Below are 14,992 nucleotides of genomic sequence, written 5' to 3' on the forward strand. Positions count from 1 at the left end.
CATGATAGAATTATCAACGACGGTGGTCATTATAGTGATCACCGTTTTGACTTCCTACTGGGGGTTCAGAAATCCACAAATCTTGGAAAGATGGATGTTTACCCCATACCTAATCAAAAATAGAAATCAGTATGATCGTTTTGTCCTGTCAGGATTTATTCACAAAGACAGCATGCATCTATTGTTCAATATGTTTACCTTCTTTTTCTTTGGAGGAGCAGTAGAGCAATTTTTACTTTACCGATTGGGATTTATCCCTGGGACTTTGGTTTTTGTACTATTCTATATTGTGGGAATTATTGTGTCGGATATTCCTACATTCCTTAAGCATCAGGATCATAGTTTTTACCGAGCTCTTGGAGCGAGTGGGGGAGTAGCGGCGACGGTTTTTGCAAGTATTATTCTGATGCCCCTTTCTGACATTTGTCTATTTGGGATTATCTGTTTGCCTGGTTTTGCCCTTGGTGTGCTATTTTTGATCTATTCTGTGGTACAAGCCAAAAAAGGGAATGATGGGATCAATCACGATGCGCATTTGTACGGCGCATTGTTTGGGATTGCTTTTATATTAATTATAAGCCCTAGCAGTGCCCTCAATTTTCTAAATGAAATAAAAAGCTTCAGGTTGTTTTGACCTGAAGCTTTTTGATTTTTTTGATAATAATAGCAGGTTTATCACTTGCCTTTTTGAATTTGTCGGATATTTTTGTCAGTTACAGACTTTAACATTCCTATCCAATTTTCCCCTTTTTCTTCTGCAAAAACGTCCGGTCCTGGAATTCCTACACGCATTCCGATCGTAGTAGTAGCCGTGCCACCTTGTCCTTCGGATTTGAAATAGACATCTAAAGCATTGATATCTTGGGTGAATCTTGAGAGCTTATTGATACTAGCTCTGATTTCCTCCTGGACTTCTTGACTCACATCTAGATTTGGAGATTGAACATCAATTTTGACACCCTTATAATTTTCTGTGTAGTTCATGGTTATAAAATTTAGATTTATTTTGAAAATACACCCTATTGTACGGATACTAGAGATCAAAAGTCAAAAAAAAGCCACTCAATTTGAGTGGCTTTTTTTGATTTTTCTCTAATCAGCTTTGTTATAGAGCTTTTTGAGTTGAGGAATTCCTTTTTCCATCCATTCAGGTGCAGGCTTAGCCATAAGATGGTAATCAAAATACTCTTTCATCCTTCTTTGGAAATCTTTCTGGTTTGCCTCATTTGCCAAATGATGCCCTTCATTTGGGTAAGATAGGAATATTACTTCTTTGCCCATTCTTCTTGCAGCATTGTAAAGTTCTAGGCCTTGCGACCAATCTACTGCACCATCAGCGGTACCATGAAGAATCAAGAAAGGCGTTTTGATATTTGGTATGTGATGCATTGGGTTTTCCCTTTGATAGATCTCTCTATGCGTCCAAGGAGTAACTCCATAGCCCATTCGTACTTGGCCAATTTCCATGATGCCATGATGCACAGTTCCTGAGCTTCCATAGATGTTGTTATAGAAACTCTCTAGGTTTGTTGGCGGAGCACCTGTTACGATGCATTTGAACATGTCTGTTTGGGTCAAGATAAATGATGTTTGATATCCACTCCAGCTATGACCTTGAAGACCTATATTGTCCTTGTCAGCATATCCGAGCTTGATCAATTCTTTGGCTGCAGATGTGATTACGTCTAGAGAACTTGTCCCTGGCTTGCCTTCTTCGAATACAATATCTGGCATGAATATCACATAGCCATTGCTTGCATAGGTGGAGAAATGGGGCCTATCATCATACACAGGCATTGAGTACTGATGATGACGCTCTGACATGGTTTCATAAAAATAGATAATGGTTGGATAAGCTTTACCTTCTTCATAATCTGCAGGAAGCGTCATTGTACCTTGTAATTTATTTCCCCTTCCATCTGTGAAATCCACCAATTTTCTTTTACCCCAAGCATATTCGCTTTGTTGTGGGTTGGCATCTGTTATTCTTTTTTGGTTGGAAAAATCTGTATTAGTTACATAATAATCTGGAAAATCAACAAAAGTCTGTTTTGTGAAAAACAATTTATCGGCACTTTCAGCCTTCATAGGCCTTCCATAGCTAAAATCTTCATAGACAATCGCTTTAGGTTGAGAGCCTATTGACAATGAATAAAATCCTTCCTTTTTAGTCCATTCTCCATATGCAGTTAGCAACAATGGTTTTTTGGTATCTATCCAATCTTCTTCAGGATCCAAATTAACATGCCTAAACCTAATTTCTTGATCATTTCCAATTTTGGTGATATTTTCAGCTTTGCTGCCATCCAAAGCCAGCATCCATAAATCATATTTATGGTTTACAATTACACTTTTCCCATCTTTTGACCATCCTGCTAATCCAAAAGGGGGATTTTCATGTGGATAGGGGTGTTCCATATCCATAAAAATTACAGAGGCATTTTTTGAAATATTGGTTCGTTTATCAGCATCTACATCATAGACAATCAATGCAGTGTCTTTTTGATACAAATAATACTTCCCATCAGGAGAGTCTCCCAAAGTCCGGGTAACCAATTCTTCAATTTTCTTTTTTTCTCCGGTTGAGATATCTACTCTGTACAAATCTGCTGGAGAAATACCCCAATTAACATCACTTAAGTATGGGTTGTCATCTCTTCCTATTCTGTATTTAGGGTGCTTTGACTCGCTGACGTATTTAATTGACTCGTCAGATAATCTCACAAACTTATCTTCTTTGATATGGTAAGAAGCGCTATAAGTAAAGTTTTTGTCTCTGTTTGCCCTGACGATCTGTACAGATTGTATGTTGTCATCTTTCCAATGCCATACATCTACATTGGCAACCGTATCTTTACTCATCTTCAATTTAGTCTCTTGTTCTTTGATAGCCAGATTAACTGTTTTTCCATCTTTACTAAAGCTCAAGCGGCCTTTATCGCTGATTATAAATTCAGAAGGAAAGCCAGTACTCGAGTCCTTTAGAACTTGTTTTTTCATTGAATTATCGAGCTCTGAGAAAATCAACAAAGAATTAGGTTGTTGCAAAAGTGTATCAACTTTATTGCCTTTCAAAACTGCCAATTGATTGCCTTTGCTCGCCCATTCAGATTTTTTTGATTGCCCGTCATCCCAAGTAAGGCTTTGGTACATTGCTTTGTCGCTGTCAAGGTTTTTTGTTGACATATTTTTTAGGTCTAACAAAAACACACCATTACCAATTTGATCTTCGGCATCTACAATATAAGCTAGATGCGAGCTCTTTTGGTTGAAAGAATATTCCACTACATTTCCTAAAGTAGTTACAACTTTATTACTTAGGTCATAGAGTACGAGGTCAGCACCTCGAACTTCTGATTTGGCATTCTCTGGTTTATTTTTCAAAACCGTCCAATATTTTCCGTCATTTGAAAAAGACATTTTGTTGGCTCTTTCTACATCAAACTTCTCTTCAGAATTCAAATTCATAACATGAGCTGTTTGAGAGACAGGCTTTTTGGCTTTCTTTAATTTTTCTGTCTCTTCTTTGTTAGGACTTGTGAAGTAAGCTATGAAATTGCTGTTTTTAGTAAATGAGGGTGAAGACCCATATGGGATTTTTTTGATTTCTCCTGATTGAACGGCTTTTATATGAAGTGTATCGTCACCACCATTTGGCCGGAGTCCATAGGCGAACCAATTGCCATTTGGTGAAGCTGTAGTTGAGGTGATTCTGGACCATTTCCCATAGTCCTCAAGTTGTAACGGCTTCTTTTGAGCCTGCAAGCTTCCGATGGTTAGAATCAGAATTACAGATAGAATGTAGTTTTTTTGTTTCATAAAGGGTTTTGAAATGAGAAAATCTCAATGAAAAAAGGTTTGAGGAAAAAAGCTTATTTTCATTGAAGATTTGGGTGTAAATGATCTGTTTAAAATTGAAGATTTGAAATCTCCAACTCTTTAATTGGAATTTAATCTGAAACAAGATGTATTCCTTGCCTGAAAAATCAAAACGGTATTACATTGGTGGTGATATCAATATATAGAGCAAAAAAAATAGGACTTTCGTTAGAAAGTCCTATTTGAGTTTGTTGAAGAATAGAATCTTAAGCAGTAGCAGGTACTACATGTACATAAGATCTACCGTCGAATTTCTTTTTGAATTCAACTTTTCCATCAGCAGTAGCGAAAAGTGTATGGTCTTTACCCAAACCTACATTTTCTCCTGGATGATGTTTTGTACCTCTTTGTCTTACGATGATGTTACCAGCGATAACAGCTTCACCGCCGAATTTTTTCACACCTAGTCTTTTGCTATGTGATTCTCTACCGTTTCTGGAACTACCGACACCTTTCTTGTGAGCCATGATATTTAATGTTTATGATTCCTAATAGGATATCTTATAATACAATACTTTCAATCAATACTTTAGTGAAATCTTGTCTGTGACCGTTTTTCTTTTTGTAACCTTTTCTTCTTTTCTTTTTGAAGACAATTACTTTGTCACCTTTCACATGATCAAGGATTTTACCTGATACCTTTGCTCCGGATAATAATGGAGCACCAATTGACACTGAACCGTTGTCTTCCGCCAACAGTACCTGGTCAAATTCCACGGAAGCGCCAGCTTCGCCTTGCAACTTAGGTGCATAAACGTACTGATCTTTTGTTACTTTGAACTGCTTTCCTGCGATGTTAACTATTGCGTACATAGATTTTCGTTGGATACTTTTTATCAAATTGAGGTACAAATATAGCAACTCCCTTTGATACAAAAAAATAACTTTATAAATATCGTCAATATTTTAGGATTGGTACTGATGTGATCTAAGAAAGCTATGGTTGTTTTTCACCTATTTCGAATCATAAAGAAACAAATTTCCAAGATTAGATTCCAATATAATGCGCATTATATTTTTCAGGAATTCATAAAAAAAAATAAGGATTTTTGTAAGTTGTTTTGCACCATGGTTTTATCAAAAATTTCAAATAGATCAAAAATCCTAGTTCCTGTGTAAATGATTGTTTATTAGGTGTTTTAATGCTTTTGTATGTTTATTTAATTCACTAATTTATAATTGACCAATGGTCAAAAAATGAACAAATTTCAGTCAGAAAAAATTTTTCATTTTTTTTCAGAAATATTGATTGTTGGGTTTATAGCTTATTTAATTTAATTAAAGATTTAAATAAAATAATATAAAATGCTTATAAATAGATAATTATAATATAGTGACCAAAAGTCAAAAAACTAAGTAAATAGACATCCTTGGGGTTTTATTTTTAAAAATAGTTGGTCATATTTGTTGAGAGGCTCTGATCACTATTTGCCTCAATAGCCCTAGTCTTCGAAGTAAAAAATCTATTAAAGTCTTTGTATTAAGGACTTTCATAAACTTAACTCTTTATAATAATGCAACAGTACGAACCAATTCTCCAAGAAAACAAAAATCGTTTTGTTTTATTTCCTATACAACATGATGACATTTGGCAATATTACAAAAAGGCAGAGGCTAGTTTTTGGACTGCGGAAGAGATAGACTTAAGTCAGGATTTGAATGATTGGAAAAATCTCAATGATGGAGAGAGGCATTTTATCTCGCACGTATTGGCATTTTTTGCAGCAAGTGATGGTATTGTGAATGAAAACCTTGCAGAGCATTTTGTTTCAGAAGTTCAATATACTGAAGCAAAGTTCTTTTATGGTTTTCAGATAGCAATGGAAAATATTCATTCCGAAACTTACAGTTTGTTGATAGATACCTATATCAAGGATAATCAGGAAAGAGATAAGCTTCTGAATGCTATTGAGCATATAGATTGTGTGAAGAAAAAAGCTGAATGGGCTTTGAGATGGATTGACAATGGTTCTTTCCAAGAACGTTTGATTGCATTTGCTGCAGTTGAAGGAATTTTCTTTTCGGGTTCTTTTTGTTCTATTTTCTGGTTGAAAAAAAGAGGCTTGATGCCTGGATTGACATTTTCTAATGAATTGATCTCAAGAGATGAGGGTCTTCATTGTGATTTTGCTTGCCACTTATATACTGAGCACGTTAATAACCAATTGCCTAAAGAAACAGTGACGATGATTATCAAAGATGCTGTTGAGATAGAAAAGGAGTTTGTTACAGACGCATTGCCTGTAAGGTTGATTGGTATGAACTCTGACTTGATGTGTCAATACATAGAGTTTGTAGCAGATAGATTATTACTTGAATTGGGTTGTGCGAAAGTCTGGAACAGCACCAATCCATTCGATTTCATGGATATGATTTCACTTCAGGGTAAAACAAACTTCTTTGAAAAGAGAGTAGGGGATTACCAAAAAGCTGGCGTGATGAAATCAAACGAAATTAATGAATCTCCAAAATTCTCTATTGGAGAGGATTTTTAATATATATTTTTCAGATACCCATATAAAGCGACCTTATGTTAGTAATAAAAAGAGACGGAAGAAGAGAATCTGTACGATTCGATAAAATCACTGCAAGGATAGAAAATCTTTGCTACGGATTGGATAATAGATACATCCAGCCAATTGAAGTTGCCAAAAAGGTCATTGATGGTCTTTATGATGGCGTGACCACCACCGAACTGGATAATCTGGCAGCGGAGATCTGTGCATCTCTAACTGTGAGACACCCTGAATACGCAACCTTGGCAGCAAGAATTGCTGTGTCTAACCTTCACAAAACGACGAGTCAGTCTTTTTCAAATACCATGAAAAGGCTGTACACATATATCAATCCCAAAACAGAGGAAAATGCAGCATTGATTGCTTCTGATGTTTATGGTATTGTGAAAAAATATGCGGCAAAACTTGATGCAGCTATCGACTATGAAAGGGATTTCGCATACGACTATTTTGGTTTCAAAACTTTGGAAAGAAGTTACCTGATCAGATTAGATGGGAAAGTAGTAGAAAGGCCACAGCATATGTTGATGAGGGTTTCTATTGGTATCCACAAAGAAGATATTGATGCAGCTATTGAAACTTATAATCTGCTATCCCAAAAATGGTTTACACATGCGACTCCAACACTTTTCAACGCAGGTACACCAAAACCGCAACTCTCATCTTGCTTCCTCTTGACGATGAAGGATGATAGCATTGATGGTATTTATGATACCCTAAAGCAGACTGCAAAGATTTCGCAATCTGCAGGTGGTATAGGTCTATCAATTCACAATGTAAGAGCTAAAGGATCTTATATCAAAGGAACGAATGGAGTTTCCAATGGGATTGTTCCTATGTTGAGAAACTTTGACATGACTGCAAGATATGTTGATCAAGGAGGAGGGAAACGTAAGGGCAGTTTTGCAATTTACTTGGAACCTTGGCATGCAGATGTGAAGGATTTCTTGGAACTGAAAAGAAATCATGGAAAAGAGGAAATGCGTGCAAGAGATTTGTTCTATGCAATGTGGATTCCTGATTTGTTCATGAGAAGAGTAGAGCAAAACGAATCCTGGTCTTTGTTCTGTCCTAATGAAGCTCCTGGATTGGCAGATTGTCATAGTGAGGAGTTTGATAAATTATACGAAAAGTATGAAAGAGAAGGCCGAGCTAGAGAAACTATCAAAGCCCAAGATCTTTGGTTTGAAATTCTTGAATCTCAGATTGAGACAGGTACCCCTTATATGTTGTATAAAGATTCTGCAAATAAAAAATCTAATCAACAAAATCTAGGTACTATCAAGTCTTCAAACTTGTGTACTGAGATCATAGAATACACTTCTCCTGATGAGGTCGCTGTTTGTAACCTGGCTTCTATCGCTTTACCAAAATTCGTAGTAGAAGGTAGAGATGGAGTGAAGACTTTTGATCACCAAAAGTTGTACGAAATCACCAAAGTAGCAACAAGAAACTTGAATAAAGTAATTGATGTGAATTACTACCCTGTTGAGGAAGCTAAGAGGTCTAATTTCAGACATAGACCGATTGGTTTGGGAGTTCAAGGTTTAGCAGATGCATTTATCTTGTTGAGAATGCCTTTTGATTCAGATGAAGCGAGAAGGCTCAATGAGGACATTGCAGAGACGATGTACTTTGCGGCAATGGAAACTTCCATGGAGTTAGCCAAAGTTGAAGGGACATATGAAACTTACGAAGGTTCACCAGTTTCCAAAGGGCAATTCCAATTTGATCATTGGGGTGTAGCACCAAAGTCAGGAAGATGGGCTTGGGATGAATTGAAGGAAAAAGTAAAAAAATATGGTGTGAGAAATTCACTTTTGATTGCACCTATGCCTACAGCTTCTACTTCCCAGATCCTTGGAAACAACGAGTGTTTTGAACCATATACTTCCAATATCTATACAAGAAGAACACTTTCAGGAGAGTTTATCGTTGTCAACAAGCATTTGATGAGAGATTTGATAAATCTTGGAATGTGGAATGACAATATGAAAAACAGACTCATTGCTGCCAATGGTTCTGTTCAGAATATCCCGGGTGTTCCGCAAAACATCAAGGATCTTTATAAAACAGTTTGGGAGATTTCGCAGAAGACAATCATTGATATGGCTGCTGAAAGAGGGGCATATATTTGCCAATCTCAGAGTATGAATGTGTTCTTGCAAGATCCTAATTTTGGAAAATTGACATCAATGCATTTTTACGCCTGGAAGAAAGGTTTGAAAACCGGTATGTATTACTTGCGTTCACAAGCTGCAACAAGTGCTATCCAATTCACTGTTGATAAAGCTGCATTGAAAACTGATGCACCAAACCACCAAGTATCAATTGATACGTCTGTAGCTCAACAAAAACAAGATGCTATCGCCTGTTCATTGGATAATCCTGATGAATGCGAAATGTGCGGGAGTTAACAAATTTTAGAGTTCGTTTATGGGAAAAAGCGTCTGATTTTGTCAGGCGCTTTTTTTATGAGTTTTAGTTCATTAATTCATCCTTAAACACAGTTTTGTTAGAAAAATGTGACTCAAGGTTGAAATGAAATAGATCCAACCCTTATTCTAAATTCATTTGAGAGAGTTCGATTTATTGACTGTTTCACTTTCCGTTCACGTTCGTAAGCCTCTTCTTTGGAATTGAACTTTTCGTAATAAACTATTTCCCAATTGGCATTTTTACCAGTAAAACCTTTGTGGTTAGAATTGTGTCTTCGGAGCCTTTCGCTTAAATCATCACAAGTATGTCCGATGTAATATTTGTCTTTGGATTTTGATTGCAAAATGTAAAAGTAACATGCCATAAAAAAAACTCTTTTTGAAGCTTAGAGTAGCAGTTGAGGGATTCGAACCCTTGACCCTTCCGATGTTAATCGGAATGCTCTGAGTCAATTGAGCTAAGAATTTAAGAGCTCTTTTATTTTAACTTTACTTTTCCAAGATTTTACTTTCCGTTCACGTTCGTAAGCCTCTTCTTTGGAATTGAACTTTTCGTAATAAACTATTTCCCAATCGGCATTTTTACCAGTAAAACCTTTGTGGTTAGAATTGTGTCTTTGGAGCCTTTCGCTTAAATCATTACAAGTATGTCCGATGTAATATTTGTCTTTGGATTTTGATTGCAAAATGTAAAAGTAACATGCCATAAAAAAAAACTCTTTTTGAAGCTTGGAGTAGCAGTTGAGTGATTCGAACCCTTTACCCTTCCGATGTTAATCGGAATGCTCTAAGTCAATTGAGCAAATAGGTCTAAAGTGTATATTTCAATTGTTAGAGGGAGTTGAGGGATTCGCACCCCCGACCCTTCCGATGGTAATCGGAATGCTCTGAGTCAATTGAGCAAAGAGGTCTAAAGTATATATTTCAATTGTTAGTGGGAGTTGAGGGATTCGAACCCCCGACTCTTCCGATGGTAATCGGAATGCTCTGAGTCAATTGAGCAAAGAATTTAAGAGCTCTTTTATTTTAACTTTACTTTTCCAAGATTTTACTTTCCGTTCACGTTCGTAAGCCTCTTCTTTGGAATTGAACTTTTCGTAATAAACTATTTCCCAATCGGCATTTTTACCAGTAAAACCTTTGTGGTTAGAATTATGTCTTCGGAGCCTTTCGCTTAAATCATCACAAGTATGTCCGATGTAATATTTGTCTTTGGATTTTGATTGCAAAATGTAAAAGTAACATGCCATAAAAAAAAACTCTTTTTGAAGCTTGGAGTAGCAGTTGAGGGATTCGAACCCCCGACCCTTCCGATGGTAATTGGAATGCTCTGAGTCAATTGAGCAAAGAGGTCTAAAGTGTATATTTCAATTGTTAGTGGGAGTTGAGGGATTCGAACCCCCGACTCTTCCGATGGTAATCGGAATGCTCTGAGTCAATTGAGCAAAGAGGTCTAAAGTATATATTTCAATTGTTAGTGGGAGTTGAGGGATTCGAACCCCCGACTCTTCCGATGGTAATCGGAATGCTCTGAGTCAATTGAGCAAAGAGGTCTAAAGTGTATATTTCAATTGTTAGTGGGAGTTGAGTGATTCGAACCCTTGACCCTTCCGATGTTAATCGGAATGCACTGAGTCAATTGAGCAAAGAGGTCTAAAGTGTATATTTCAATTGTTAGTGGGAGTTGAGGGATTCGAACCCCCGACCCTTCCGATGGTAATCGGAATGCTCTAAGTCAATTGAGCTAAGAATTTAAGAGCTCTTTTATTTTAACTTTACTTTTCCAAGATTTTACTTTCCGTTCACGTTCATAAGCTTCTTCTTTGGAATTGAACTTTTCGAAATAAACTATTTCCCAATCGGCATTTTTACCAGTAAAACCTTTGTGGTTAGAATTGTGTCTTCGGAGCCTTTCGCTTAAATCATCACAAGTATGTCCGATGTAATATTTGTCTTTGGATTTTGATTGCAAAATGTAAAAGTAACATGCCATAAAAAAAAAACTCTTTTTGAAGCTTGGAGTAGCAGTTGAGGGATTCGAACCCCCGACCCTTCCGATGGTAATCGGAATGCTCTAAGTCAATTGAGCAAATAGGTCTAAAGTGTATATTTCAATTGTTAGAGGGAGTTGAGGGATTCGCACCCCCGACCCTTCCGATGTTATTCGGAATGCTCTGAGTCAATTGAGCAAAGAGGTCTAAAGTATATATTTCAATTGTTAGTGGGAGTTGAGGGATTCGAACCCCCGACTCTTCCGATGGTAATCGGAATGCTCTGAGTCAATTGAGCAAAGAGGTCTAAAGTGTATATTTCAATTGTTAGTGGGAGTTGAGGGATTCGAGCCCCCGACTCTTCCGATGGTAATCGGAATGCTCTGAGTCAATTGAGCAAAGAGGTCTAAAGTGTATATTTCAATTGTTAGTGGGAGTTGAGGGATTCGAACCCCCGACCCTTCCGATGGTAATCGGAATGCTCTAAGTCAATTGAGCTAAGAATTTAAGAGCTCTTTTATTTTAACTTTACTTTTCCAAGATTTTACTTTCCGTTCACGTTCATAAGCTTCTTCTTTGGAATTGAACTTTTCGAAATAAACTATTTCCCAATCGGCATTTTTACCAGTAAAACCTTTGTGGTTAGAATTGTGTCTTCGGAGCCTTTCGCTTAAATCATCACAAGTATGTCCGATGTAATATTTGTCTTTGGATTTTGATTGCAAAATGTAAAAGTAACATGCCATAAAAAAAAAACTCTTTTTGAAGCTTGGAGTAGCAGTTGAGGGATTCGCACCCCCGACCCTTCCGATGGTAATCGGAATGCTCTAAGTCAATTGAGCAAATAGGTCTAAAGTGTATATTTCAATTGTTAGAGGGAGTTGAGGGATTCGCACCCCCGACCCTTCCGATGTTATTCGGAATGCTCTGAGTCAATTGAGCAAAGAGGTCTAAAGTGTATATTTCAATTGTTAGTGGGAGTTGAGGGATTCGAACCCCCGACCCTCTGCTTGTAAGGCAGATGCTCTGAACCAACTGAGCTAAACTCCCAATATTTTTTATTTCAAGACTTCAAACCTTTTAATTCGACTTTACCGAAATTAATCGAAAAATTTTAAATTAATCTTTATTAATTTTTTGTGGGAGTTGAGGGATTCGAACCCCCGACCCTCTGCTTGTAAGGCAGATGCTCTGAACCAACTGAGCTAAACTCCCAATATTTTTTATTTCAAGACTTCAATGGGTGGAACTTCCGACTCTTCCGATGGTAATCGGAATGCTCTGAACCAACTGAGCTAAACTCCCAATATTTTTTATTTCAAGACTTCAATCGGTCGAACTTTCGACTCTTCCGATGGTAATCGGAATGCTCTGAACCAACTGAGCTAAACTCCCAATATTTTTTATTTCAAGACTTCAATGGGTCGAACTTCTGACTCTTCCGATGGTAATCGGAATGCTCTGAACCAACTGAGCTAAACTCCCAATATTTTTTATTTCAAGACTTCAATGGGTCGAACTTTCGACTCTTCCGATGGTAATCGGAATGCTCTGAACCAACTGAGCTAAACTCCCAATATTATTTATTTCAAGACTTCAATCGGTCGAACTTCGGACTCTTCCGATGGTAATCGGAATCTTTTGAGGTAGTCGCCTATTCTTTCCTGATTGGTTTGCAAAGGTAGCTTAATTTTGATTTTGAGCAAAAAATTGAACTTTAATTTTTACAGGGATTTTGTAATTGGTTGATATTGAATTCGAAAAATTACAATTTATTTTTCTAAGGATTTACATTATCTAAAGTATTCAGTTTTTTGAGAACATTTTCCCTTAAATTAAGTGCCTACAAACCGCTGGTTTTTGAATAATTGTATGAAAGAAAAAAACATGTTATTTCGATTAAATTAAGTAAAAGTTTGCTGTTCTCCATCTATTAATCAAGCGTTGATGGTTTTATGTTAATGATGTTATTTGAAAATTTGTCATTAATGAAATCTGGGAATGTCATCAAATTATGAATGGTCAGTATTCTAAATTGTAGCTTTTTTTATAAAATAAAAGGTTTTTTATTGAAAGCGCAGGGTGGGAGGGTAGACAATAATGTATTGTCGTTTGTGTACAATTTTTAAAATACTCGAAAAAAAATGGTCTCCCAAAACTTGAAGTTTTAGAAGACCAGATTGATCGTGTAGATAAATTTTATTACTGCAAATTGATCGATATACCTGCCCTAAACCATCTTCTTGGCATTTGAACAAAGCCAGCTTCTATATAATCAGTATTCGTGACATTGGAAGCTTCAGCAAAAAAACCGAAGGTCTTCAATCTATTGTAATCCATTCTAATATCCATTAAGAAATATGGATCCAAAGCCATTCTTTCAATATATCTAGCCTTGATGTTCAATTCCAAATTTGTAAAAATTTCAGATCTTACGCCGGCAATAACCTGATGTCGCATTGCGTTCAGGGTGTTTCTTGATTCTGTACCTGGTAATTGTTTCAAGTCTGCATCGATGTAATTGTAACTCAATGATATTTCAGAAAGATTAAAATTTTTACTCCCTAGTTTTAACGCTTGCTGCAGTCCTATTTCGATACCTTGGAAAGTCACTTCAGAGATATTTCTTGGCATCCAGCGGTTTGGATTGGGTTCAATATCACTTGGTTCTCTATTCCAGTCGATTAGATTTTTTGTGTGTCTGTTGAAATAGACTACTTCAAGCCTTAAGCCTTTGTTTCCATATTTGTAACCAAACTCAAAACTTTGGGCTTCTTCTGGTGTCAAGTCTGGATTTGACAAATTACTCGGATCTTGGTAGTAAAGTTCTGTGAAGGATGGGATTCTATAACTTGCACCGTAATTTGTATAAAGTCTTGAGCTATTATTGATCTGATACCCCAATTCGGCACCAGGGAAATGCTTCCAACCATATTCATTGTAGTAATTGGAATATACTCCAGCTCTGAAATCAAAGTTTTCCCAAAACTCAATCCGATGCTCAGCAAAAACTCCAAGAAATGCCCTCTCTCTATCTCCCAAATTATTGCTTTCTATTTTCTCTTGCCTACCTTCGAGCCCAAAGCCTGTTGTGCCTAGCTTAGATTGATATCTTCCATTCAGTTCCAAGGCAAAAACATCTGAGACATGGTTATTGGTAAAAAATTCAGGTTCATTTCTCCTTAACCTAAACTCATCCGAATTTCTTCTCCAATATGCCCTAGTCTGTAAGTAAACGTTTTCATGGCTATAAGTATGGCTAAGAGAAGCAATAAAAGTCTGGATACTCTCCCATTGATCCGGAAAGCTATTGGTGTAGAATCCATTTGCGCCAAATGACCTGTCGGTATACCCGACCATAGTTCGGATCTCGTTTTTCTCATTCAAATCCATCCCACCTTCATAGAAAACATTACTTACTTTATAATCAGAGTTGTACCAGTGACCATTTGAGGCGTCGTGGGAAACAGACAGTGATTGTTTGTAAGTACCAAAAGGTAAAGTGACTGGCAAAGCGGAAACTACGCTAAACCCCTTCATTCCAAAATCACCTCCATAAGCCTGAATGTTCAATCCTTTCGATTCAGGTAGCATAGTGACTACATTGACCGCACCAGCGTAAGCATTTTGTCCATAGATTCTGGAGGCTGGGCCCTTCATTATTTCCACACGTTGTATTGCTTGAAGCGGAATGGGGATATTCATGATATGATGTCCCGTCTGTGGGTCAGTCATTTTTATTCCATTTATGAGCATCAAGGTTTGTTCAAAACCTCCTCCTCTGATCCCAATATCGCCTTGAACACCAGAAACACCTCTCTGTCTTACATCTACCCCAGGAGTAAAAGAAAGGACTTCTTGCAAACTTCTGGCAGGTGTAGTCTCTATTTCTTTTCTACTTACGATTGATATATTTCTTGACACCTTATTGAAAGGTATTTCAATCCTATTTTCTTGAATTATAACTTCTCCAAGATCTACTGTTGTACTGTCTTGAATAGCTTTGACACTATAAGAATGAAGGATCAAAACAGGAATAAGTAATATTTTTTTCATAAAATAGATTTAAAATCTCGGCGCAAATTACCCTCTAAATAATTCTAAATGCAAATGTTTTGCATTTTAGAAGAAATTTCCAGCCTGCAAACCCTACTTTCAAAATTTGATT

General features: G+C 36.8%; 13 protein-coding genes and 5 tRNA genes. 3 read left to right on the plus strand and 15 right to left on the minus strand.

Features of this window, described 5'->3' with window-relative positions:
• Positions 1–4 precede the first annotated feature (4 nt).
• Positions 5–634, plus strand: coding sequence for a rhomboid family intramembrane serine protease (locus MM236_RS16385; RefSeq protein ID WP_241276102.1), 630 nt, complete (start codon positions 5–7; stop codon positions 632–634).
• A 41-nt stretch (positions 635–675) separates the two neighbouring features.
• Here MM236_RS16385 and MM236_RS16390 read toward each other — a convergent pair whose 3' ends face one another.
• The 4 genes from MM236_RS16390 to rplU all read right to left on the minus strand — a co-directional run bounded on the left by MM236_RS16390 (position 676) and on the right by rplU (position 4,692).
• Entirely contained in the window at positions 676–984 is a 309-nt protein-coding gene (locus MM236_RS16390) for an HPF/RaiA family ribosome-associated protein (protein ID WP_241276077.1), read from the minus strand.
• A 108-nt stretch (positions 985–1,092) separates the two neighbouring features.
• Positions 1,093–3,819 carry a S9 family peptidase gene (locus tag MM236_RS16395; RefSeq protein ID WP_241276078.1) on the minus strand — a complete coding sequence of 909 codons (2,727 nt, stop codon included), beginning with the start codon at positions 3,817–3,819 and terminating at the stop codon, positions 1,093–1,095.
• A 266-nt stretch (positions 3,820–4,085) separates the two neighbouring features.
• Positions 4,086–4,346, minus strand: coding sequence for a 50S ribosomal protein L27 (gene rpmA / locus MM236_RS16400; protein WP_241276079.1), 261 nt, complete (start codon positions 4,344–4,346; stop codon positions 4,086–4,088).
• Positions 4,347–4,380: 34 nt separating this feature from the next.
• Positions 4,381–4,692, minus strand: a complete 312-nt coding sequence (gene rplU, locus MM236_RS16405) for a 50S ribosomal protein L21 (RefSeq protein WP_241276080.1) — start codon at positions 4,690–4,692, stop codon at positions 4,381–4,383.
• 701 nt (positions 4,693–5,393) lie between these two features.
• Between rplU and MM236_RS16410 the strand changes: the two genes are divergently transcribed.
• Both MM236_RS16410 and MM236_RS16415 read left to right on the plus strand, forming a co-directional pair.
• Positions 5,394–6,374 carry a ribonucleoside-diphosphate reductase small subunit gene (locus tag MM236_RS16410; protein WP_241276081.1) on the plus strand — a complete coding sequence of 327 codons (981 nt, stop codon included), beginning with the start codon at positions 5,394–5,396 and terminating at the stop codon, positions 6,372–6,374.
• A gap of 35 nt (positions 6,375–6,409) precedes the next feature.
• Complete coding sequence (locus MM236_RS16415) at positions 6,410–8,812, plus strand: ribonucleoside-diphosphate reductase subunit alpha (protein ID WP_241276082.1); 2,403 nt, start codon at positions 6,410–6,412, stop codon at positions 8,810–8,812.
• A gap of 113 nt (positions 8,813–8,925) precedes the next feature.
• On the opposite strand, the gene MM236_RS16420 is transcribed toward MM236_RS16415, so the two are convergent.
• The 11 genes from MM236_RS16420 to MM236_RS16470 form a co-directional block, all read right to left on the minus strand.
• A complete protein-coding gene (locus MM236_RS16420; protein ID WP_241276083.1) occupies positions 8,926–9,198 on the minus strand; it encodes a GIY-YIG nuclease family protein in 273 nt (90 codons plus the stop codon).
• Between the two features lie 93 nt (positions 9,199–9,291).
• Positions 9,292–9,540 (minus strand): GIY-YIG nuclease family protein, encoded by a 249-nt coding sequence (locus tag MM236_RS16425; RefSeq protein WP_241276084.1) that lies wholly within the window; start codon positions 9,538–9,540, stop codon positions 9,292–9,294.
• A 285-nt stretch (positions 9,541–9,825) separates the two neighbouring features.
• Complete coding sequence (locus MM236_RS16430) at positions 9,826–10,083, minus strand: GIY-YIG nuclease family protein (RefSeq protein ID WP_241276085.1); 258 nt, start codon at positions 10,081–10,083, stop codon at positions 9,826–9,828.
• A 23-nt stretch (positions 10,084–10,106) separates the two neighbouring features.
• Positions 10,107–10,181, minus strand: a tRNA-OTHER gene (locus MM236_RS16435).
• Between the two features lie 396 nt (positions 10,182–10,577).
• Entirely contained in the window at positions 10,578–10,826 is a 249-nt protein-coding gene (locus tag MM236_RS16440) for a GIY-YIG nuclease family protein (protein ID WP_241276086.1), read from the minus strand.
• Positions 10,827–10,850: 24 nt separating this feature from the next.
• Positions 10,851–10,925, minus strand: a tRNA-Val gene (locus MM236_RS16445).
• Between the two features lie 396 nt (positions 10,926–11,321).
• Positions 11,322–11,570 carry a GIY-YIG nuclease family protein gene (locus MM236_RS16450; protein WP_241276086.1) on the minus strand — a complete coding sequence of 83 codons (249 nt, stop codon included), beginning with the start codon at positions 11,568–11,570 and terminating at the stop codon, positions 11,322–11,324.
• 24 nt (positions 11,571–11,594) lie between these two features.
• A tRNA-Val gene (locus tag MM236_RS16455) sits at positions 11,595–11,669 on the minus strand.
• Positions 11,670–11,799: 130 nt separating this feature from the next.
• Positions 11,800–11,874, minus strand: a tRNA-Val gene (locus MM236_RS16460).
• Positions 11,875–11,964: 90 nt separating this feature from the next.
• Positions 11,965–12,039: transfer RNA gene (locus MM236_RS16465), tRNA-Val, on the minus strand.
• Positions 12,040–13,026: 987 nt separating this feature from the next.
• A complete protein-coding gene (locus MM236_RS16470) occupies positions 13,027–14,880 on the minus strand; it encodes a TonB-dependent receptor plug domain-containing protein (RefSeq protein ID WP_241276087.1) in 1,854 nt (617 codons plus the stop codon).
• Positions 14,881–14,992 lie beyond the last annotated feature (112 nt).

It is taken from the genome of Belliella calami (genome assembly GCF_022549695.1).
GTDB classification, from domain to species: Bacteria; Bacteroidota; Bacteroidia; order Cytophagales; family Cyclobacteriaceae; genus Belliella; species Belliella calami.

What these genes read in the sequence shown, in the direction of transcription:
- MM236_RS16390 (WP_241276077.1), bottom strand. Translation starts at nt 984, where the DNA reads ATGAACTACACAGAAAATTATAAGGGTGTCAAAATTGATGTTCAATCT.
- MM236_RS16395 (WP_241276078.1), bottom strand. Translation starts at nt 3,819, where the DNA reads ATGAAACAAAAAAACTACATTCTATCTGTAATTCTGATTCTAACCATC.
- rpmA (WP_241276079.1), bottom strand. Translation starts at nt 4,346, where the DNA reads ATGGCTCACAAGAAAGGTGTCGGTAGTTCCAGAAACGGTAGAGAATCA.
- rplU (WP_241276080.1), bottom strand. Translation starts at nt 4,692, where the DNA reads ATGTACGCAATAGTTAACATCGCAGGAAAGCAGTTCAAAGTAACAAAA.
- MM236_RS16410 (WP_241276081.1), top strand. Translation starts at nt 5,394, where the DNA reads ATGCAACAGTACGAACCAATTCTCCAAGAAAACAAAAATCGTTTTGTT.
- MM236_RS16415 (WP_241276082.1), top strand. Translation starts at nt 6,410, where the DNA reads ATGTTAGTAATAAAAAGAGACGGAAGAAGAGAATCTGTACGATTCGAT.
- MM236_RS16420 (WP_241276083.1), bottom strand. Translation starts at nt 9,198, where the DNA reads ATGGCATGTTACTTTTACATTTTGCAATCAAAATCCAAAGACAAATAT.
- MM236_RS16425 (WP_241276084.1), bottom strand. Translation starts at nt 9,540, where the DNA reads ATGGCATGTTACTTTTACATTTTGCAATCAAAATCCAAAGACAAATAT.
- MM236_RS16430 (WP_241276085.1), bottom strand. Translation starts at nt 10,083, where the DNA reads ATGGCATGTTACTTTTACATTTTGCAATCAAAATCCAAAGACAAATAT.
- MM236_RS16440 (WP_241276086.1), bottom strand. Translation starts at nt 10,826, where the DNA reads ATGGCATGTTACTTTTACATTTTGCAATCAAAATCCAAAGACAAATAT.
- MM236_RS16450 (WP_241276086.1), bottom strand. Translation starts at nt 11,570, where the DNA reads ATGGCATGTTACTTTTACATTTTGCAATCAAAATCCAAAGACAAATAT.
- MM236_RS16470 (WP_241276087.1), bottom strand. Translation starts at nt 14,880, where the DNA reads ATGAAAAAAATATTACTTATTCCTGTTTTGATCCTTCATTCTTATAGT.